This is a genomic window from Streptomyces sp. NPDC008150 (assembly GCF_042956945.1).
In the GTDB taxonomy this organism is placed as follows: Bacteria; Actinomycetota; Actinomycetes; order Streptomycetales; family Streptomycetaceae; genus Streptomyces.
In genome coordinates this window covers 59041-79908 of the sequence record NZ_JBIBHJ010000024.1, presented here as the reverse complement: position 1 = coordinate 79908, position 20868 = coordinate 59041, and the positions used below count along the sequence as shown (strand labels likewise).

Below are 20868 nucleotides of genomic sequence, written 5' to 3'. Positions count from 1 at the left end.
TTCGGCAACGTCGACAAGTCGTTCCCGAACGACGCCGTCTCCGACGTGAACCGATCCCCCGTCAACTGCATCCCGTCACCCGAGTCACCCGCGAAACGGATGACCACCTGGTGCAGGCGACGGCTCTCCTTCACTGTCACTGGTGCTCCCACGTAGGTGCCAACAGCTGTCGTTGCAGGGCGAGTTCGGTGCTCGTGAGGGCGACGTCCGGGCACAGGCGCTCGGGGTGGCCCTGCGGGGGCTGTTCCAGGCGGTGCGCCGGCCGGCCCAACGGCGAGACGTGCGTGGGCAGTCCGATCCAGAACCAGCCCGCCGCGGTGAGCGCGCCGTAGACCTCGCGCAGTGCCCTTCTGGTGAACCTGTTCACGAAGCCGCTGATGGATCTCATGCGCCCAGTGCTCCCGCCGGTATCCGCGAGGCCGCCGCCGTGACACGGTCCTCGGAGGTGTTCTCCTCGCTCCAGGTCCACAGGCGGGCCACGGCGTTGAGGTTCAGGTCGTGGCCCTCCGTCCAGATGCGGGCGGCGGCGGTGAGCACCGACTGCCGGTCGGCCTCGGGGGTGCCGGTGCGGGCCGGCAGCAGCGGGGAGACCGCGCCCGCGCCCAGGCGGACCGACCGGTGCCTGCGGGCGAAGGCGGTGAGCGTCTGGCGGGGGCCGGCCTCGACGAGCAGCACGTCGTCGGCGGCGAGCAGCTCGTCGAGGGCGTTGCGGAAGAAGACGGTGTCGGTGATCTGGCGGGCCCAGAAGCGCGGGGAGAGCGCGTCGTCGGGGCTCATCAGGCCGCCGGTGTAGCCGGAGTAGAGGGCCGACCTCGGTTCCCGGAAGGGGATGTCGCGGTAGTCGGCCTCGATCGCGTCCGACGCGGGCGCCATCGCCGGGGAGTGGAAGGGACTGGTGGCGGGGACGGTCACCACGGTCAGCCGGTCGGCCCTCAGGCGGTCCGCGACGGCGGTCAGGGGGCCGCTCGCGCCGGCCAGCATCACCTGCTGGTTGGCGTTGACGGCGGCGATGCCCACGCCGTCGACGAGGTAGGGCCGCAGTTGCTCCTCGCTCGCGGCGACGGCGAGCATGCCGCCCGCCGGGACCTTCACCGCCTCCCGCACCCGGGCCCGGACCATGGCGACGGCGTCGCGCAGGCCGACGACCCCGGCGAAGACGGCCGCGACGAGTTCGCCGGCACTGTGGCCGAGGAAGGCGACGGGGCGCACTCCCCAGCTCAGGATCATGCGGCCGAGGGCGTAGTCGATCGCGAAGAGCAGCGGCTGCGCGCGGCGCACGTCGTCGATGTCGATGGCGGCGTGCCGCGGGTCGAGCCAGTCGGCGCGGACGCGGGCCCCCTCCTCGCCCATGTGCGAGAGGACGGCGTCGACGGCCGCGGTGAAGACGGGTTCGCGGCGGTAGAGGCCGGCGGCCATGCCCGCGTGCTGCGAGCCCTGGCCGGGGAAGAGCAGGGCGACCGGGCGGGGGCGGGTGACCTCGACGGCGCGGGTGCGGTGGACGGTGGGCGCGGCGAGCGCGGACACGGCGACGGCGGCGCCGCGCACCGGTCCCGGCGGGGTGCCGCAGGGCACGGCCGTGGGCAGCGCGGGATAGGCCTCGCGGTGAAGGCCGTTGAGCATCGGGAGGAGTTCGCCGCGTACGCGGACCTCGTCGTCGGTGGTGCGGCCGGACCAGAGGATCAGGCGGTGCCGGTCGGGGTCGGTGCCGCGCGGGTTCTGCGCGAGGGGGCGCAGCGGCGGGGCGCTGTCGGGGGTGTGCGGGTCGGTGACGTCCAGGACACCGAGGACGGAGTCCGCGTCGGCGACGGCCTCGGCGGCGCGCTTGACGGCGTACACGGTGATGGTCTGGGCGTCGGGTTCGCCGAAGCCGGCGACCAGGGCCAGGTCGGCGGTGCCGTCGTGGAGTTCGTGGTGGGCGCGGCGCAGGGCCAGGCCGGGGGTGGCAGTGGTGCGGACGGCGAAACCCTCGTGCTCCGCGCCGAGGCCGGGGTCGACCGCGGCGGCGCCGATGAGCACGACGGTGCGGGCCGGCAGGTCCTCGGGGGAACGGCCGAAGGCGCGCAGGACGGCGGACACGGCGGTGGTGGACGCGACGACGGGTGCCGTCGACTGCGGGGCCGGACCGGGCCTGACGATCAGGCGGCGCACTACTGCGCTCTGGGACGTGAGTGACATGGTTCCCTCCTCGTGGACCGCGGATCCGGCCGCGTGGGTGTGCGGGGTGCGGGAGTGCGGAAACGCAGGGATCGACATCGGGGAAAAACGGCGGCCGTCCTGCCCCGCCGGGGGGGTACGGGAGCAGGACGGCCGCGGGTGTCTCCGGCTCAGGCGGCCTGCGCCGAGCCGGAGTTGATGAGGGCGAGCAGCGCGCGCGGGGTCTCCGCGTCGACGACGGCGTCGTCCGGGATGCTGATGCCGTACTCGCGCTGGATCTCGCCGATGACCTGGAGCAGGGCGAGGGAGTCGTAGCCGAGCTCCATGAACGGCGTGTCGATGACGTCGCCGTCGAGGTCGACGCCCTCCTCCTCGCCCGCGCTCTCGCGGAGCATGCGGGTCAGGTCGGCCAGGGTCACGGTGGCGGTGGTGGTGGTCATGGCTGCTGCCGTCCTCTCGGTTGTGCTCGGTGGTGGAGCGGGGCGAAAAAGGCGTACGGGACGAACGCGACGGACGCGTAGCGCACGCGCGGCCGGAAGGGGCCGGTGGTGCGGGACGTGCCGGAGGTGTCTCCGGCACCGGCACCCGGCGGTGCCGTCGTCCGGGCCGGGCGCGTGTTCACGCGGCGCGGCGCAGGACCAGGGCGGCGTTGAAGCCGCCGTGGCCGCGGGCGAGGACGAGGGCGGTGCGCAGGTTCGCCTCGCGGGCCTCGGTGACCAGGTCGATGCCGAGTTCGGGGGCCGGTGCGGCCACGTTGACGGTGGGCGGGACGACGCCGTCGCGCAGGGCCAGGAGCGCGGTGGCCGCGTCGAGCGCGGCGCCTCCGGCGAGGAGCCTGCCGGTCATCGTCTTGGGCGCGGTGACCGGGACGCCGGCCGGGCCGAACAGCCCGGTCAGGGCCTGGGCCTCGGCGCGGTCGAGTTCCGGCACGCCGGAGGCGTCCGCGAAGACCACGTCGACGTCGCCGGGTGCGACGCCCGCGTCGGCGAGGGCGTTCTCCGCGGCACGGCGCAGGCCGGGCGGGCGGCCGGTGCCGGGGTCCGGGTCGAGGGTGGCGGCGTATCCGGCGACCTCGCCGTAGACGTGCTCGGCGTCGCGGGCGGCGGCGGAGGCGGCGTCCTCGACAAGGAGGATCGCACCGCCCTCGCCGGGCACGTAGCCGGAGGCGTCGGCGGAGAAGGGCAGGTAGGCGCGGGCCGGGTCGTCGACGGTGCTCATCAGGCCGGAGGCGATCTGCGGCACCCAGCCCCAGGGGCACAGGGCCGCGTCGACACCGCCGGCGACGACGGCGGGGAAGCCCTTGCGGATGTGGCGGCGGGCGTGGCCCAACGCGTCGATCCCGCCCGCCTGTTCGGTCAGCAGGACACCGCTGGGTCCGCGCAGCTTGTGCCGGATGGAGATCTGTCCGGTGTTGACGGCGTAGAACCAGGCGAAGGACTGGTAGGCGCTGACGTACTCCTTGCCCTTGCTCCACAGGTTCTGGAGCTCGCGCTGGCCGAACTCGACGGCGCCGCCGGACGCGGAGGTGACCACGCCGATGCCGTACTCGGGGAGTTCGCCGGTGTCGAGGCCCGCGTCGGTGAGGGCCCAGTCGGCGGCGGTGAGCGCGAGGCGCGTCATGTGGTCGGTCTGCGGCATGAGCCGGCTGGGGATGTGGTCCTCGGCGGCGTAGCCGGGGACCTCTCCCGCGACGCTGGAGGGGTACTGGCCGGCGTCGAACCGGGTGACGGTGCCGAGGCCGGACTCACCGGCCAGGGTGGCCTTCCAGAACTCCTCGGTTCCCAGGCCGTTGGGGGCGGTGATGCCCAGGCCGGTCACCACTGCGGTGGTCATGCGGTCCTCCTGTCCGGGCGGGCCAGCACCATGGCGCTCTGGAACCCGCCGAAGCCGCTGCCCACGCTGAGCACGACGTCGGCCCGCTGCTCCCGCGCGACGAGCGGGATGTAGTCGAGGTCGAGCTCGGGGTCGGGCTCGTGCAGGTTCGCGGTGGGCGGCAGGACGCCGTGTTCCATCGCGAGGGCGCAGGCGGCGATCTCCAGGGAGCCGATGGCGCCCAGCGAGTGGCCGATCATCGATTTGATGGAGCTGACCGGGGTGCGGTAGGCGTGCGCGCCGAGGCTGCGCTTGAAGGCGCCGGTCTCGTGGCGGTCGTTCATCTTGGTGCCGGAGCCGTGGGCGTTGACGTAGTCCACGGTGTCCGGGGCGAGGCGGGACTCGGCGAGGGCGGCGTCGATGGCCTCGGCCATCTCGATGCCCTCGGGCTTGAGTCCGGTCATGTGGTAGGCGTTGCAGCGGGAGGCGAATCCGGCGATCTCGGCGTAGATGTGCGCGCCGCGCCGCTTCGCGCTCTCCAGCTCCTCCAGGACCAGGATGGCGGCGCCCTCGCCGAGGACGAGTCCGCTGCGGGTCCGGTCGAAGGGCCGGCAGGCGCTCTCCGGGGTGTCGTTGCGCGGGGTGGTGGCGAGGATCGCGTCGAAGCAGGCCGAGGTGATCGGGGAGATCGGTGCCTCGGTCGCGCCGGCGATCATCACGTCGGCGGTGCCCTCGCGGATGAGTTCCACCGCGTGGCCCAGCGAGTCGAGCCCGGAGGTGCAGCCGGTGGAGACGACCGCGGCGGGTCCCTCCGCACCGGCGGCCCTGCCTACCTCGGCGGCGATGGAGCTGGGCACGAAGTGCCGGTACAGCTCGGGCACCGCGTACTCGTGGTCGACGTTCCACTTGCGTCCGCTGTCGCTGACGACGGCGTACTCGCGCTCCAGGCTGGTGGTGCAGCCGACGGCGCTGCCGACCGCGGTGCCGATGCGGCCCGGGTCGAGGGCGCCGATCTCCAGGCCGCTGTCGGCGAGGGCCTCGCGGGTGGAGACGACCGCGAACTGCGCGGCCCGGTCGAGCCGGCGGGTCTCCTGCTGCGACAGGCCCGACGCCAGCGGGTCGAAGTCCGCCTCGGCGGCGACCTGGGAGCGGAAGGGCGAGGGATCGTAGAAGGAGATCCGCCGGGTCGCGGTGCGGCCCGCGGTGAGCAGGTCCCAGTACTCCTTGACACCGACCCCGCCCGGCGCCACGACGCCCAGGCCGGTGATGGCGACTCTGCGCATGGTCTACCTGGCCTTCGACGGGGCCGGACGCGCTGCGCTCCGGCCGGTTGGCACTGTGGGGGTCACTGTCGATCCCTTCGTCCGTGCTGTCGTGAGTCGGTATCGGCGGCCGGAGGGGGTCCGGGGGTGTGAACCCCCTCTCGGCCGGCCTGACCGGGCGGCGGCTCGTTCGTAACGGGTCGCCGTGACCGGTGAGGACATGGAACGGGCGGGCCCTAGAAGCGAACTCGCGTGTGCGTGGACCTGCCGTTCCGGGTGGTCATGTCGGCACATTTCCGTGCTTGCGGGCAGGGATTTCGGCCTTCTTCGCGCGGAGCATCGCGAGCGAGCGGATGAGGACGCGCCGGGTGTCGCCGGGGTCGATGACGTCGTCCACGAGCCCGCGCTCGGCCGCGAAGTACGGGTGCATCAGCTCGGTGCGGTACTCCTCGACGCGCTGGGCCCGCACGGCCGCGGGGTCGTCGGAGGCGGCGATCTCGCGCCGGAAGATGACGTTGGCGGCGCCCTCGGCGCCCATCACGGCGATCTCGTTGGTGGGCCAGGCGTACGACAGGTCGGCACCGATGGAACGGGAGTCCATGACGATGTACGCGCCGCCGTACGCCTTGCGCAGCACGAGGGAGATGCGGGGCACCGTCGCGTTGCAGTACGCGTACAGCAGCTTCGCGCCGTGCCGGATGATGCCGTTGTGCTCCTGGTCGACGCCGGGCAGGAAGCCGGGGACGTCGACGAGGGTGACGAGCGGGATGTTGAACGAGTCGCACGTCGAGACGAACCGGGCCGCCTTCTCGCTGGCGTGGATGTCGAGCACGCCGGCGAGGGCCGCGGGCTGGTTGGCGACGATGCCGACCGTCTGCCCGCCGAGCCGCGCCAGCGTGCACACGACGTTGGGCGCCCACGCCTCGTGCACCTCGAAGGTCTCGCCGTCGTCGACGATCTCCTCGATCACCGCGCGGATGTCGTAGCTGCGGCCGGGGTCGGCCGGCACCAGGTCGACGAGGCGGTCGGTGCGCCGCTCCGCGGGGTCCTCCGGGGCCACGGCGGGCGGCAGTTCACGGTTGTTGGCGGGCAGCAGGGCGAGCAGGAACCGTACGTCCTCCAGGCAGTCCGCCTCGTCGTCGTAGGCGAAGTGGCAGACGCCGGAGGCGGTGGCGTGCACGTCGGCGCCGCCGAGCCCGTTGTGGGTGATGCGCTCACCGGTCACTGCCTGCACCACGTCGGGTCCGGTGATGAACATCTGTGCCGTCTCGCGGACCATGAAGACGTAGTCGGTGAGGGCCGGCGAGTAGGCGGCACCGCCCGCGCACGGGCCCAGCATCACGCTGATCTGCGGGATCACACCGGAGGACGCGACGTTGCGGCTGAAGATGCCGCCGTAGCCGGCGAGCGCGGTGACGCCCTCCTGAATGCGGGCGCCGGCGCCGTCGTTGAGGCTGACGAGAGGTGCCCCCGCGTCCGCCGCGAGGTCCATCACCTTGTGCACCTTGGCGGCGTGCGCCTCGCCGAGTGCTCCGGCGAAGACGCGGAAGTCGTGCGCGTAGGCGAAGACGGTACGGCCGTGGACCAGGCCCCAGCCGATCACGACACCGTCGCCGTGCGGCTTGCGCTCCTCCAGGCCGAATCCGCTGGCGCGGTGCCGGCGCAGCGGCTCGATCTCGTTGAACGTGCCCTCGTCGAAGAGGAGTTCAAGGCGTTCGTGGGCGGTGAGCTTGTTCTTCTCGTGCTGGCGCCGGGTGGCCGCCGGATCGGGACCGCGGCTCACCTCCTCCTTGAGCCGCCGCAGTTCGTCGGTGGCCCGGCGCAGGTCGGGTGCCGCGGGGAGGGCCGGGGCGGGCGGGGCTTCCTGGCTGACGGTGAGGTCGTCGAGGATCGTCATCGGCCGAACGTAGGAACGCGGCCTTGAGACGTGCTGGAGGGACGTGCCCGCCGACACGCGGCGCCGTCGCCCGCGGGCCGGTCGGGAGCCCCGGCCGGGCGGGCGCGGTCAGCCGGCCTGCGGAACGGGCAGGTCGAGGGCCGGGTCGGCGGAGAGCACCGCCTGGTGCAGCCGCTGGAGGCGGGCGGAGGGTTCCAGGCCGAGCTCGTCGACGAGCGTGCCGCGCAGCCGCTGGTAGGCCTCGAGTGCCCGCCAGGCGCCGCCCGCCCGGTGCAGGGCGGTCATGAGCTGGGCGCAGAAGTTCTCGTGCATGGGGTGGCGGGCGACCAGCACCCGCAGTTCGGGCACGATCTCGGCGTGCCTGCCCAGGCGCAGGTCGGCGTCGATGCGGCGCTCCAGGGCCGCCATGCGGTCCTCCTCCATGCGCAGCACCTCCAGCTCCAGGACGGGGCCCACGCGGACGTCGACGAGGGCGGAGCCCTGCCACATCCGCAGTGCCTTGCCCAGGAGCTGGGACGCGGCGAGGTGGTCGCCCGCGTCGTGCGCGGCACGCCCCGAGGCGGTGATCCGGGTGAACTCGTGCGCGTCGACCTGGCCCGGCTGCACCTGGAGCAGGTAGCCGCCGTGCTGGGTGACCAGCACGTCCTTGGGCCGGCGGGACGGGTCGCCGTCGAGCGCCGCCGCGATCTTGCGGCGGAGCTGGAGGATGTACGTCTGGAGGGTGGTCGCCGCGCTGCGCGGGATGTCCTCGCCCCAGATCTCCTCCATCAGGGTCGCCACGGTCACGACGCGGTCGGCCTGCAGGGCGAGCAGCGAGAGGATCTGACGCGGCTTCGCCGCCGTAGGTACGACGGACACACCGTTCTCGCGGGCCGCCAGTGGTCCCAAAACCTTGATCTCCATGTTCGCGCCCTCCTTCATGCGGTGGTGCGGCGGGTCCCGGGCGGGACCGCACGGGCTGCGGAGTCTGCGGCGAGCCTGGCACCTGCGGCGTTCGAGTCCCAGTGAGGTGCTCACGTGGACGGGCATGAAAATGTCATGCCCCGGTGGTGACCCCGGCACTGTGCCGTGCCGCGCGGCGGGCCGCAGAATCCTGGCATTCGGAAAGCGAACACACCTCGTCAGTCCGACCCAGTAGGGGGATCACCATGAACACCGCCACGCACCTTCCCGCGTCCGGCGCCCCGGGCACCGGCGCGTCCGTCGTGCCCGGCACGGTCCCGCTCTCCTCCGACCACCAGTTCGCCCTGCTCACCGCACGGGCCGGCCTGGAGCCCGAACTGGCGCAGCGCTACACCAGCGACCCGGTGTCGGTGCTCGCCGAGTTCGGTCTGCCGGCGACGGAGCCGGTGTACGGCGACGGCTTCGCGGAGGTGTTCGCCGCGGTGTACGGGAACACCCCCGGCGACACGGGCCGCGCCGTGGTCATCGACCACCTGGACCGGCAGGGCGCCGTGATGCTGTACGGCTGCGCCACCGGGATGGCGCCGGTACCGGCCGAGACGGTGCTGTACGGCTGCGCGACCGGCATGGCCCCGCTGCCCGAGGAGGCCGTGCTGTACGGCTGCGCGACGGGCATGGCCCCGCTGCCGGACGAGACGACGCTGTACGGCTGCGCCACCGGGATGGCGCCCCTGCCCGACGAGGCCGGGTCGGCGCTTGCATGACCGGGACCGGGGGGTCCGGCGTCGAACTGCCGGTGGGGTTCAAGAGACACCTGAGGGTGGAGGCGATCGAGGGGGACGCCGTCTACCTGTTGTCGGAGCGGGGCACAACCGCCTTGCAGGGCCGTGAGGTTCAGGAGCTCGCGGCACTGCTGGACGGCACCCGCACGCTGACGGGCGTGCTGCGGGAGGCGGCGGCGACGGTGCCGCCGGCCACCGCGGCCCGTGTGATCGCCGAGCTTGCCCGCGCCGACCTGGTCGGCTACCACGACCCGGCCACGGACGTCTCGACGGAGGCGTACTGGGAGTTCTCGGGGCTGCACGGCCCGAGCGCGTCGGCCTCGTTGAGCACCAGCACCGTGCGGGTGGTGAACCTGGGGCGCAGCGACACCGTGCTGGCGACGGCCGAGTGCCTGGCGGGAGGCCTCATGGTGGCCGACCCGGGCGAGGAGGACGAGGCCGTTCTCTCGCTCGTCCTGGTCGACGACTACCTCGACCCGCGGCTGGCCGAGGTGGACGCCGAGCACCGGGCGGCGGGCCGCCCGTGGATTCCGGCGAAACCGTGCGGGGTGGAGCCCTGGGTGGGTCCCGTGTTCGGTGTCGTGGACGGTGCCTGCTGGGAGTGTCTGGCGCACCGGCTGCGCGGACACCGCGCGTCAACCGCCCCCGTCATGCGCGCACTTGGGCTTGCCGGGACGATTCCGGTGCCGGAGGCCTCGTTCGCCACGGTGCGGGCGCTGGGTCTGCACGCCGCCGTGCTGGAGGCGACGAAGTGGGTCGCCGGCATGCGCTACGAGGGACAGCACGCGGTGTGCACGCTGGACACCCGCACCCTGGCCACGGCCCGGCACCCGGTGTCGCGGCGCCCGCAGTGCCGCGTCTGCGGTGATCCGGGGCTGGTGGGGCGGCAGGTACGAAGACCCTTCGTGGTGGTCTCCAGCCCCAAGTCCGGTGTGGTGGGCGGCAATCACCGCTCGATGAGCGCGGCGGCCGTGCTCGCCCGGTACCGGCACCTGGCCGACCCGGTCACCGGGATCGTGTCCGAGCTGCGGCCGGCCCCGGGGTGCCCGGACGGACTGAACCGCTATCTCGCCGGGCGCAACATGGCGCTGGGCGACAGCCGTTCGCTGGCCGGCCTGAAGGGCGGCCTGCGCGGTCAGAGCGGCGGCAAGGGCACCACGCCCGAGGAGGCGGAGGTCGGCGCGCTGTGCGAGGCGCTGGAGCGCTACAGCGGAAGCCGGCAGGGCGACGAGCCCACGGTGACCGACAGCCTCGCGGGTCTCGGCGACGACGCCCTGCACCCCAACGCCTGCCAGCTGTTCGCCGACCGGCAGTTCCGGGAGCGGGACCTGTGGAACCCCCTGCACTCGCGCTTCCAGCAGATCCCGGCGCCGTTCGACCCGAAGGCGCCGGTCGAGTGGACCCCCGTGTGGTCCCTCACCGCCCGGCGGCCGCGGCTGCTGCCGACGTCGATGCTGTACTTCGGGCCGGGTCCGGACGGGGTGACGCGGGCCCCGTGGGCGGACTCCAACGGCAACGCGGCGGGCAGCAGCCCGGAGGACGCCGTGGTGCAGGGCTTCCTGGAGCTGGTCGAGCGGGACGCGGTGGCGCTGTGGTGGTACAACCGCACCCGCCATCCCGCGGTGGACCTCGACGCGTTCGACGAACCGTGGCTGGCCCGCACCCGGCTCGCCTACGAGCGGCTCGGCCGGGAGCTGTGGGTGCTCGACCTGACCGCGGACTTCGGCATTCCGGTCATGGCGGCGGTGACGCGCCGCACGGCCGGCCCGGTCGAGGGCCTCTCGTTCGGGTTCGGGGCTCATTTCGATCCCCGGCTCGCCCTGCGCAGGGCGGTCACCGAGGCGGCCCAACTGCTGCCGCCGGAGGCGGACTCGGCGGAACTCGTCACGGCGGACCGCGACCTGTCTGCCTGGTGGCGGGGGGCGACGGTGGAGAATCAGCCATACCTTGGCCCTGATCCGGCCGAAGCCCCGCGCACTCCCGCGGACTATTGCCACACGGTCCGTCAAGATCTGCGCGACGACGTGGAGTTGGCCGAAACCCTCGTACGTGATCGCGGGATGGAACTTCTTCTACTGGACCAAACCCGTCCCGACGTGGGGCTTCCCGTTGTGAAGGTGATCATTCCGGGGATGCGTCACTTCTGGGCGCGTTTCGCCCCGGGACGGCTCTTCGACACACCGGTTAAGCTCGGACGGCTGACGCGGCCCACCCGGTACGAGGAAATCAACCCCGTACCCCTGTTCGTCTGACTCCAGCCGTCGGTTCGGTTCACTGGCTACCGGCCAGCGCAACGGCATAACATGCGTCCGCCATTACTGATCCTTCGCTAGGAGGCGGCGATGCCGACGAGGAACGTCGTTCCGTTCTCACCCCGGTCGCAGGCACCGGCTCCCCGGCTCGCCCACGCGATCATCGTCGTGGCACTGGTTCTCTACGGCACCATGACGGTGCTGAACGTCGTGCGCACCAGGCCCCCCGCGGGACAGCTCGCCGTCTGCGTCGGGCTCGTACTGGCGCTGTTCGGCGTGCAGTTGGCCGTCTCCTCGCCGGCGGCGCGACGCTGGACCACGTTCCGCAAGGCACTGCTGCTGGGTGTCCAGGCGGTGCTCACGTTCGCACCGATCGTCTGGTTCGGAGTGAGCTGGGGAAGCATGGAGGGGCCGCTCGCGGCCTCGCTGCTGCTGACACTGCCGTCCCGGTTCGCCTGGCCGAGCTACGCGGCGCTGATCGCCTTCGTCCCGGTCTACAACGTCCTGGCCGGGGCGACGGTCGACCTGGTGCTCTACTTCACCATCGCGGCAGCGCTCACGGGCCTGGTCATCTACGGGCTGACCCGGCTCACGGACCTGGTCCGCGAGGTGCACGAGACCCGGGAGGAACTGGCCCGCATGGCGGTGGCGCAGGAGCGGCTGCGGTTCGCCCGCGACCTGCACGACCTGCTGGGCTACAGCCTCTCCGCGATCACGCTCAAGGGCGAGCTGATCCAGCGGCTGATCACCACCCGGCCCGAGAAGGCCCGCCAGGAGACCGCGTCGGTGCTGCGGGTGGCGCGGCAGGCGCTGGCCGACGTGCGGCTGGTGTCGAGCGGCTACCGCGACATGTCGCTCTCCGAGGAGGCGGAGTCGGCGGGCACGGTGCTCTCGGCGGCCGACATCCGGGCGCAGGTCGACGTGGAGTGCGGCCGGCTGCACCCGGTCGTCGACACGGTGCTCGCCACGGCGCTGCGGGAGGGCGTCACCAACATCCTGCGGCACAGCAGGGTCCGGGTGTGCGTCATCAGGGCGCAGGTGGACGACGAAACGGTCCGCCTGGACCTGGTCAACGACCATCCGCACGAACAGGGCCACATCTTCTCGGACCACTCGGGCGGCAGCGGTCTGGACAATCTGCGGGGCCGGTTCGCCGCCATCGGCGGCGGGCTGTCCGCCGGGCTCCAGGACGACGGCAGGTTCCGGCTGGAGGTGTGGGCGCCGCTGCGGCCGCAGAGTCAGGAGGAGGCCGAGCCGCTGCTGTTCGAGCCCGCACGCATGGAGAGAACTGCCTTGGCCTGACAGGCCATCACAACGGGGGTACGGATGTTGTCCGTGAGAATCCTCCTCGCCGAGGATGTTCACATGGTCCGGGGCGCGCTCGTCGCGCTGCTCCAGCTGGAGCCGGATCTGCACGTGGTGTCCACCGTGGACCGGGGCGACACGATCGTCGCCGCGGCGCTCGCCTCGAAGCCGGACGTCGCGGTGATCGACATCGACCTGCCCGGGATCGACGGGCTGACGGCGGCCGCCGAGCTGCACGAGCGGCTGCCGAGCTGCCGCACGCTGATCCTGACGACGCTCGGGCGGCCGGGAACCCTGCGGCGCGCGCTGTCCGCACAGGTCACCGGATTCCTGCTCAAGGACTCGCCGCCCGACCAACTCGCCGTGGCGGTGCGGTCGGTGGCGACGGGGCGCCGGGTGGTGGACCCCCAACTCGCGCTGACGGCATGGGACTCACCCGAGAACCCCTTGTCGCCGCGCGAGTTGGAGGTACTACGCCTCGCGGCCCGGGGTGCCGACGCCGCCGAGATCGCCGGCTGCCTCTACCTGTCCAAGGGCACGGTCCGCAACTACCTCACCGCCATCGTCGGCAAGCTCGGCGCCCGCAACCGCATCGACGCCATCCGGATCGCGGAGGAGGCCGGCTGGCTGCCCTGAGACGTCACCGGTCCCCCGTCCCGGGCCGGTGACCGTGCCGGGCGTGCCGCGCGCGGCGCCGCCGGGAGCCCTCTCCCGCACCGGCGCCGCGGCGCCGAGCAGTGCGTCCAGCATGCCGTCGTCCAGGGTGGTGCCCACCGACAGGTCCGCCAGCTCGCCGAAGCCGGTGTCGCAGACGGCGACGCTGAGCACGTAGTCGGAGCCCGCGGGGAACGTCCCGAACTGCCACTCGCCGCCCGGCACCGGCGAGCCGTCGGGGCGCACCAGGCGGGGCGCCGCGCCGTCCAGCGCGAAGCCGAACTCGGTGAAACGGAACCGCAGTCCCTGCCCGAGCGCCTTGCTGTAGGCCTCCTTGAGCGTCCACAGCCGCACCATGGTGTCGTTGCGCGCGTCCTCGCCCCCCGCGTCCAGCTCCCCCTTCTCGTAGGGGGTGCAGGCCTGGCGCTCCGACCCGGTGTGCGCCAGGCGCCGGTCGGCGCGCTCCACGTCCACGCCGATGCGCCCGCGCCGCGTGATGCCGACGACCATCATGTCCTCGGTGTGGCTGAGGCTCACGTCGATCTGGTCGCAGCCGCGCACGTAGGGCCGCCCGCCCGGCTGGTAGGCCAGGTCCACCAGGTCGGGGGCGGTGCCGAGGACCGCGGCGGCGGAGTACCGCAGCATCAGCCGCGAGGCGACGAACCGCTCCCGGGAGCGGGGCCGGCCGAGGCTCTCGTAGCGCCGCCAGTCGCGGCCCAGCCTGCGCCGCAGTTCGCCCTCCGTGCCGGCGCGCGGCAGCCAGGGCGTCATCCGCGCGTACAGCACGACGGTGCCGGTGCGGCCGAGCTCGGCGCGGATGTCGTCCCAGGGGCCGTCCGGTCCCGCCACGAGCAGCGGGTGTCCCGTGCGTGCCCTCACCGCGTACCTCCCGACAGGGCCGCGGCCAGCGGCCCTGCGTCGAGGGCGGAGATCACCCCTGCCAGGTCGACGGCGTCGCTCCTCGGCCCCTGGCACACCGGGAGGCAGACGGGACCGCGCCGGCCGCCGCCCATGCGCCGCAGGTACGGGGTGAGGACGGCCTGCGGGCCGATCTCCACGACGTGGGTGGGCGCCTGCTGGGCGAGCAGCGCGCGTGCCGCGTCGGCGAACCGCACGGGTGCGGTGATGTGCTCGGTCCAGTAGGGGGCGTAGAGCGGCTCGGTGGCCAGCCGGCCGTACACCGTCGAGTAGTACGGCACCCGGGCGGCGCTGCCGGGCATCTTGCGCAGCACCGCCTCGAACTTGGGCACCACGGGCGCCATCAGGGGCGAGTGGAAGGCGTGCGAGACGCTCAAGTGGCGTACGCGGATGCCTCGTTCGTCGAGGCGGGCCTCGATGCGGCGCAGTGCCGCGCGGTCGCCGGAGAGCACGATCGCCTTCGCGGCGTTGATGGCGCTGATGCCCACCGCCGGTTCCTCGGCGACCAGTTCGGCGGCCTCGTAGGGGGTGACGCAGACGGCCATCATGCCGCCGCCGGGCGGCAGGTACTGCATGAAGGCGCCGCGCATGGAGACGAGCTTCGCGGCGTCGGCGAGGGTCAGAGAGCCGGCGATCGTCGCGGCGGCGAACTCCCCCACGCCGTGGCCCAGTACGGCGACCGGGCGCACCCCGGCCTCCTCCAGGGTCCGGGCGAGGGCGTACTCGACGGCGAACAGGGCGGGCTGGGTCAGCGCGGTGCGGTGCACGCGCGGGTCGCCGGTGAGGATCAGCTCGACGACGGACTGCCGGGTCCACGGCCGGACCGCCGCGTCGGCCTCGTCCAGGAAGGCCCGGTAGCCGGTGGAGTTCCGGTAGAGCCCCTCGGTCATGCCGGGGTGCTGGCTGCCCTGGCCGGTGAAGACGAACGCGGTCCTGACCCGGGTGCCGTCCCGGCCGACGTCGCGCATCGCGAGGAACTCGGCGAGCTGGCGCACGGTCGGGTACGCCCAGACGTCGTCCGGTTCGATCAGCGACCCGAACTCCTCCTCGATGTCGCCGTAGAGGCTGAGCGCGGCCACCGAGTCGAGGCCCTCCTCGACGAGCGGCACGGTGTCCTCGACCGGGTGCCCGATGTAGTGGGCGACCCGTTCGCTGAGCCATTCGCGGTGGGCGACGGCGAAGTCGTCCTGTTCTCCTGGGGGTTGTTCCTGCATGGCGTGCTCCCTGTCGTGCTCTGCGGGTGTGGGGGGCGGGCGGCGGCTGCCCGGGGTCAGGCGAGCCTGGAGGCGTAGAGGTCGTAGCTGCGGCGGTTGTGCAGCCGGGCGACGACCTCGTCGAGGACCAGCCGTTCCTGTCCGTCCGGCCGGTCGGGCAGCGGCAGCCCGAGCCGTTTGACCAGGCGGTACAGCACGGCGGTGACCCAGGCCGTCCCCGCGAGGAACGCGCTCGCGCCGCCCGCGGGGGCCAGGCGCTGTTCGCGCCACACGCCGAGGCAGGCCGCGCCCGCGAGCACGAGGGTGTACCGGTCGGCCAGGCCGAAGCTGCGCGGGCTGGACAGCGCCTCGCGGTCGCCCTCCGCGACGTCCTCGAACGCCTTCTTGAGTTCGGCGAGTTCACCCGTGAGGACCCGGGCCAGGAAGCGCAGGGCGGGCCCGCCCTCGTCGTACGGCGCGCCCTCGGCCTCCAGCAGGTCGGTGCAGGCGACGAGGGTGGCGGCGAGCGGGTCGCCGTCGCCGAGCAGCACGAGCTGGGACAGGTCGAGCGGGGGCAGTGCCTCGCCGGGCCGGAACAGGGACGGCGGCGGCTCGGGGTCGGCGAACCACGCGTACCGCGCGAAGTACGGCAGCTGGGGCAGGATGCTGACCTGCCGGCCCGCGCTGCCGGCGTGGCCCAGCGAGGTGACGGGCAGGTCGCGGCGCTGCTTCTGGAACATGCCGTACGCGCCGTCCTCGGCGAAGGTCTCCTCGCCGAGGACGGACGACATCTCGTCCATGCTCTCCGCCACGAGTTTGGGCGCGAGGTAGGCGGCGGCCGCCGCGTAGGCGCTCATCTGCCGGGGCAGCAGGTGCAGCGCACGGGTGGCGACCAGAGCCAGGCAGTCGATGACGAGCAGGTCCAGGAAGCCGCCGGTGAGGACGTCCCGCACGTGCCGCACGTCGAGCGAGGAACGGCCGTCGGCGCGGCTGCGGCTCGCGAACCGGGCGACGGTGCGCAGCGCGGTGTCGGCGCCCGCGAGGACGATGGACGGGATGAGGCCGCGGATCAACAGCGAGGAGCGCAGCGACAGTTCGTAGCCGTCGCCGATCTCCCCCAGCACCGCGCTCTCGGGCACCTCGCAGTCGGTGATCCGCAGTCCGCCGAACTCCGCGCTGCGCATGCCGGTCGTGGCGCGGCGGGCGAGGTCGCTGACCCGGTCGGCGGGCAGCTCGTCGCGGTCGAGCAGCAGGACGGTGTGGCTGCGGCCCCGGGCGGCGCCCTCGGTGCGGGCGAAGACGACGAGGCCGGTGGCGCGGGAGGCGTTGGCGATGGCGGACTTGCTGCCGTCGAGGACGAGCCCGCCGGGGACGACGCGTGCGGTGAACTCGTCGCGCACGAAGTCGTTGCCGTGCGCGACTTCGTGCCGCGCGACCGCGACGCGCCGTCCGGTGAGGAGCAACCGGGCGGCGTGCAGGCGCTGTTCGGTGTCGCCGGCGGTCCACACCGGGGCGGCCGCGAAGAAGCAGTTGAGGCCGTAGCCGAAGCCGAGGGAGGCGTCCCGACGGAACACCGGCCGCAGCAGGCGGCCGAGTTGGTCCATCCGCTCCAGCCGGCCCCCGACGTCGGCGGGCACGAACTCCGCGTTCAGACCGAACGCGTCGAGCACCTGCTCGGCCTCGGGCAGCATCTCGCCCGCGGCGTCGGCGGCGAGCAGCGCGTCGGCGCCCAGCGGGTTGCCGGGGTCGTCGAGTGCGCCGAACGCCAGCTCCAGGGCGTCGGCGCGCTCCTCCGCGGTCGTCGTCATCGGCTCCTCCCCGCCACCAGCAGCTCCTCGACCTCGGGTTCGACACGCTGATGCAGCGGCTTCAGCTCGCCGCGCAGGAACAGGCGGCGCATGGCGGCCCGTTCGACCTTGCCGCTCGTGGTGCGGCGGACCGTGCCGGGCCGCACCAGGACGACCCCGGCGGCCCGTACCTCGTACTCCTCGGTGATCCGCTGCTGGACGGCGGCGGCGAGACCGGCGAGGTCGATGTCGTAGCGGCTGCCGGTGCGCAACTCCTGGATGACGACGATGCGTTCGCGCGCACCGGGCACCGCGAAGGCGGTGGCGGCGCCGAAGAGTCCGCTGACCTGCTGGACCGTGCGCTCCAGGTCCTGCGGGTAGAGGTTGCGGCCCGCGATCACGATCATGTCCTTGAGCCGGCCGGTGACGTGCAGCAGGCCGTCCAGGAACGCCCCGAGGTCGCCGGTGCGCAGGTAGCCGCCGCCACCGCCGCTGATCCGGCAGCCGAACGCGGCGGCCGTCTCGGCGGGACGCGCCCAGTAGCCGGGACCGACGCTCTCGCCGCGCACCCAGATCTCCCCGATCCGGCCGTCGGGCACCTCCTCCCGGGTGTCCGGGTCGACGATCCGCACGTCCGCGGAGGCGGGCGGACCGCAGTGCGCCAACTCGCGTGCGGCGCCGAAGGGTTCGACGAGCAGGCCGCTCTCCAGGGCGGCGGCGTCGACGGCGCGGGTGGTGGGGCCCTCGGTGTCGCGGGCACCGGAGACCAGCAGGGTCGCCTCGGCCAGGCCGTAGCAGGGGGTCAGCGCCTCGGGGCGCAGCCCGGCCGGGGCGAACCGCTCGGCGAACGCGGCCAGGGTGGTGGCGTCGACGGGTTCGCCGCCGTCCACGGCGGTCTCCCAGCCGGACAGGTCGAGCCCGGCGAGCTGGCTGTCGTTGACGCGGTTCAGGCACATCTCGTACGCGAAGTCGGGGGCCGCGCTGACGGTCAGCCGGTAGCGGGAGACGGTCTCCAGCCAGTTCGCGGGCCGCTTCACGAAGGCCGCCGGGGACATCAGGACGGCGGTGCCGCCGAGCCACAGCGCGTGCAGCAACTGCCCGACCAGGCCCATGTCGTGGTGCAGCGGCAGCCAGCCGCCGAGCCGGGCGCCCTCGCGGGTGCCGAGCGCGCGCCGGATGGCCCGCTGGTTGGCGAGCAGCCCGCGGTGCGTGACGATCACGCCGCGCGGGTCGCGGGTGGAGCCGGAGGTGTACTGGAGGTACGCGACCGTGTCGGGGGTGGGCACGTACGGGACGAACGGGACGGCGTCGTTCGGGGCGGCGGTCGCCACCGGCCCGTCGGCGGGCAGGCAGACGACGTCGCCGTGCCCGGTGCGGGCGAGCAGCCGGGACACGTCGGCGGCCTCCGCGACGGAGGTCAGCACGCAGGCCGCGGCGGTCTCGCGGACGATGCCGGCGATCCGGTCGTCGTGGTGGCCGCGTCCGCCGGGCGGGGCGACCGGGACGGCGATCGCGCCCATGTACAGGCAGGCGAGGAAGCCGGTGACGAACAGCCCGCGGGAGCGGTTCGCGATCAGCACCCGGTCCCCCGGGCGGACGTGCCGGGCCAGCGCGGCGGCGAGGCCGCGGGCCGCGTGGTCGAGCCCGCCGTACGTGACGGTGTCGGGCCGCAGGCCGCCCTCCTGCTCGGTGAGGAGGATCAGGGCCTCCCGGTCCGGCGTCCCGGCCGCTCGGGCCTGGATGTGCTCCGTAAAGGTCTGGTGACCGTTCACGCCTCCCCCTCCCCCGCCGCGGGTCCGCCCTGCCGGGCGGCCGACGGCCGGCTCTGCTGTCGGCGGGCCGGAGGGGTGCCTCTCGTCGAGAGGGCCTCCGCCGCGCACGTGGATGTGCGGCCGTGCCGCGGGCGCCGGTTCACGGTGTGGTTCCCGTGGGCCGGGGCCACTGGCCGCCGCTCTTGACGGTCCAGCCGGCGTACGCCGCCTTGGTCTCGTCGTCCGGTTCGCCCGCGCGGCGCACCAGGGCGAGCAGCACGGTCGTGACCGCCGCCAGCTCGGCCGCGTCGGGCCGGCCGCGGACCACCTTGATACGCATCGGGTTCGCCATGGGGACAGCGTGCGCCCGGTCGCTCGAAGGGGGCTCGCGCCCCGGACGCGGCGGAGCCGAGGGCTCCCGGGCCGTGTCCGGCACGGTCCGAGTCCTCGGCTCCGAAGGGGAGTTCGCGTGCTCCCCCCTGGTCCTAGGCCAGGACCCGTTCGTAGGCGACGTGCCGGGTCCGCTCCACCTCCACGTCCGCGGTGTCCCGCATCCGTTCGAGCAGGGACGCCCAGCCGCGGCCGGCCAGCGCCTGTTCGCACTCCTCCGTCCCGCGCCACCAGTGCAGGCCGGTGTACGTGTCGGGGCGCAGCGTGGAGCGCAGCAGGTCGCTGCCGCCGAAGCCGTCGAGGCGGCCGAAGTACTCGGTCGCCTCGGCGAAGAGCCCCTCGAACGCGGCGGTGCCGCCGAAGGTCCTGGCCCGGGTCAGCACGACGTTCTGCGCTCCGACGACGGCGTTCTCCCGCAGCACGCGGGCCACGCTCACCGCCTGGTCCACCTCGGCGTCGACCATCGGGCCGAGCTTCCTGACGTAGGCCTGGAAGGTGTCGTCGTGGACCGTGTCGAGGAAGCCGCGCGTGGTCCGCCAGTGCCCGAGGTGGACGTACACCTCGGGGCGCTCGACGAGCTGGACGGTCACCAGGAAGGCGAAGTCCTCCCGTCCGCGCAGGTATTGGGAGTGGTCCCGGAACTCGCGCTCGAAGCGCCCGGTGTCCCCCTTGACCTCGAACCGGTTGATGACCGTGAGCGGTGTGTCCTGACTACGACTGTGCACGCGCTTCCTCCGCGAACTGCTTGGCGTGGCGCAAGGTGGTCGAGCTGTTGGTGCCCAGCGCCCGGCGCACCATGGCGCGGGCCTCGGCGAGGGTGGCCTCGGGGCCCAGCGCGGTGCGCACACCGCCGGGGTCCAGGGTCACGGTGTGCCACGACGTGGCGCGCACGGTGCCGTCGCCGAGCGACTCGATCACCCAGCGTCCGGTGTGGCCGCTCATCGCGACCGGCACCCTGAGCTGCTTGTAGACGATGACGTTGCGGTCCTCGAAGCAGACGCGCACCGACGTGGTGTTGTGGGTGGAGCCGTCCGGGCTCGCGGTGTCCATGTCCATGTGCTGGATGCCGTGCTCGTCCTCGGTGAGGTCGAGGCGGGCCACGTGCGGCAGCCGCTCCGGCCACAGGTCGGCGCGGTCCAGGAAGGCGAAGACGTCGCCGGCCGCTCCGAAGACGGTCTCGGAGTCGCTGAACGTGAAGTGCAACTCCTTGCGCGCGTCGCCGAGTTCGGCGGTGTTCTTCAGGGCCAGCAGCTCGGCGCGGCTGTTGCCGTCGACGGCCCGCTCGATGAGTTCCTCGGCGGCCGGGTCGTCGTTCACGGCACGGTAGTCGTGCAGCAGGGTGACCCGGGTGAGGCCGTCCTCCAGCTCCTGGACGCGCCATTCGCCGCCCATCGAGGCGACGGGGGCGGCGGTGACGACCTGGCGGAAGGTGATGCTGCGGGACGCCGGGTCCAGGACGCGGCGCGAGGTCCAGGTGCGGACCTTGTCGCCGGCGACGGCCCAGATGCGCAGGAGCTGCTCGCCGCCCTCGGCGGGTGCCTCCTCCAGTACCTCGACGTGCACGGTGGGCCCGAACACCTGCGGCCACTCGGCGACGTCGGCCACCAGCGCGTACACGGCGTCGGGCGCCGCGGCCACGGTGATGGAGTGCTCGGTGACGTGGAGAGCTTCGGTCTCGGACGTAGCGGTGGGCGCCACGGCAAACCTTCCCTTCGGACTGTCCGCAGCAGGGCGGACCACAAGGCTGGCATGAACTGCTGGAGCGGAACTTGAGAACGGCTGGACCGGTGCACGGTCCGTTACCACTG

The 20868-nt window shown here is 73.3% G+C and carries 17 protein-coding genes and 2 pseudogenes; 4 read left to right on the top strand and 15 right to left on the bottom strand.

The genetic code is table 11. The features are described from left to right. The 8 genes and pseudogenes from ACFZA0_RS36615 to ACFZA0_RS36580 all read right to left on the bottom strand — a co-directional run. Nucleotides 1-215, bottom strand: a pseudogene (locus ACFZA0_RS36615) (2-oxoglutarate ferredoxin oxidoreductase subunit alpha); the annotation flags it as partial. Then, complete coding sequence (locus ACFZA0_RS36610; RefSeq protein ID WP_391025061.1) at nt 137-388, bottom strand: DUF6059 family protein; 252 nt, start codon at nt 386-388, stop codon at nt 137-139. The pseudogene ACFZA0_RS36615 and the gene ACFZA0_RS36610, both read right to left, overlap by 79 nt. Continuing rightward, nucleotides 385-2175 (bottom strand): acyltransferase domain-containing protein, encoded by a 1791-nt coding sequence (locus ACFZA0_RS36605; RefSeq protein WP_391025059.1) that lies wholly within the window; start codon nt 2173-2175, stop codon nt 385-387. Before ACFZA0_RS36605 ends, ACFZA0_RS36610 begins: the two co-directional genes overlap by 4 nt. A gap of 149 nt (nt 2176-2324) precedes the next feature. Further along, complete coding sequence (locus tag ACFZA0_RS36600; protein WP_391025058.1) at nt 2325-2594, bottom strand: phosphopantetheine-binding protein; 270 nt, start codon at nt 2592-2594, stop codon at nt 2325-2327. A gap of 178 nt (nt 2595-2772) precedes the next feature. Further along, entirely contained in the window at nt 2773-3987 is a 1215-nt protein-coding gene (locus tag ACFZA0_RS36595) for a beta-ketoacyl synthase N-terminal-like domain-containing protein (RefSeq protein WP_391025056.1), read from the bottom strand. Then, the gene (locus ACFZA0_RS36590; RefSeq protein WP_391025054.1) at nt 3984-5249 is read right to left on the bottom strand and encodes a beta-ketoacyl-ACP synthase II; all 1266 of its coding nucleotides are present in this window, start codon (nt 5247-5249) and stop codon (nt 3984-3986) included. Before ACFZA0_RS36590 ends, ACFZA0_RS36595 begins: the two co-directional genes overlap by 4 nt. A gap of 259 nt (nt 5250-5508) precedes the next feature. After that, nucleotides 5509-7125, bottom strand: coding sequence for a carboxyl transferase domain-containing protein (locus tag ACFZA0_RS36585; RefSeq protein ID WP_391025052.1), 1617 nt, complete (start codon nt 7123-7125; stop codon nt 5509-5511). 108 nt (nt 7126-7233) lie between these two features. Continuing rightward, nucleotides 7234-8028: a BTAD domain-containing putative transcriptional regulator gene (locus ACFZA0_RS36580; RefSeq protein ID WP_391025050.1), complete on the bottom strand. Its 795-nt coding sequence runs from the start codon at nt 8026-8028 to the stop codon at nt 7234-7236. Between the two features lie 245 nt (nt 8029-8273). Between ACFZA0_RS36580 and ACFZA0_RS36575 the strand changes: the two genes are divergently transcribed. From ACFZA0_RS36575 to ACFZA0_RS36560, 4 genes are all read left to right on the top strand, one after another. Beyond that, a complete protein-coding gene (locus ACFZA0_RS36575) occupies nt 8274-8792 on the top strand; it encodes a hypothetical protein (RefSeq protein WP_391025049.1) in 519 nt (172 codons plus the stop codon). Next, nucleotides 8789-11062, top strand: coding sequence for a TOMM precursor leader peptide-binding protein (locus ACFZA0_RS36570; RefSeq protein ID WP_391025047.1), 2274 nt, complete (start codon nt 8789-8791; stop codon nt 11060-11062). The genes ACFZA0_RS36575 and ACFZA0_RS36570 overlap by 4 nt, the downstream gene beginning before the upstream one ends. Nucleotides 11063-11152: 90 nt before the next feature. After that, a complete protein-coding gene (locus ACFZA0_RS36565; protein ID WP_391025044.1) occupies nt 11153-12364 on the top strand; it encodes a histidine kinase in 1212 nt (403 codons plus the stop codon). Nucleotides 12365-12388: 24 nt separating this feature from the next. After that, a complete protein-coding gene (locus ACFZA0_RS36560) occupies nt 12389-13003 on the top strand; it encodes a response regulator (protein ID WP_391025042.1) in 615 nt (204 codons plus the stop codon). 240 nt (nt 13004-13243) lie between these two features. Here the strand turns inward: ACFZA0_RS36560 and ACFZA0_RS36555 are convergent. From ACFZA0_RS36555 to ACFZA0_RS36525, 7 genes and pseudogenes are all read right to left on the bottom strand, one after another. Next, nucleotides 13244-13531, bottom strand: a pseudogene (locus ACFZA0_RS36555) (4'-phosphopantetheinyl transferase family protein); the annotation flags it as partial. A gap of 365 nt (nt 13532-13896) precedes the next feature. After that, a complete protein-coding gene (locus tag ACFZA0_RS36550; RefSeq protein WP_391025040.1) occupies nt 13897-15153 on the bottom strand; it encodes an acyltransferase domain-containing protein in 1257 nt (418 codons plus the stop codon). Nucleotides 15154-15209: 56 nt separating this feature from the next. After that, nucleotides 15210-16940 carry an acyl-CoA dehydrogenase gene (locus ACFZA0_RS36545; protein ID WP_391025038.1) on the bottom strand — a complete coding sequence of 577 codons (1731 nt, stop codon included), beginning with the start codon at nt 16938-16940 and terminating at the stop codon, nt 15210-15212. After that, nucleotides 16937-18691 carry an AMP-binding protein gene (locus tag ACFZA0_RS36540; RefSeq protein WP_391025036.1) on the bottom strand — a complete coding sequence of 585 codons (1755 nt, stop codon included), beginning with the start codon at nt 18689-18691 and terminating at the stop codon, nt 16937-16939. The genes ACFZA0_RS36545 and ACFZA0_RS36540 overlap by 4 nt, the downstream gene beginning before the upstream one ends. A gap of 139 nt (nt 18692-18830) precedes the next feature. Beyond that, complete coding sequence (locus ACFZA0_RS36535; RefSeq protein ID WP_391025034.1) at nt 18831-19022, bottom strand: acyl-CoA carboxylase epsilon subunit; 192 nt, start codon at nt 19020-19022, stop codon at nt 18831-18833. 133 nt (nt 19023-19155) lie between these two features. Beyond that, entirely contained in the window at nt 19156-19785 is a 630-nt protein-coding gene (locus ACFZA0_RS36530) for a hypothetical protein (protein ID WP_391025032.1), read from the bottom strand. Continuing rightward, entirely contained in the window at nt 19772-20758 is a 987-nt protein-coding gene (locus ACFZA0_RS36525) for an SRPBCC family protein (protein ID WP_391025030.1), read from the bottom strand. The genes ACFZA0_RS36530 and ACFZA0_RS36525 overlap by 14 nt, the downstream gene beginning before the upstream one ends. Nucleotides 20759-20868 lie beyond the last annotated feature (110 nt).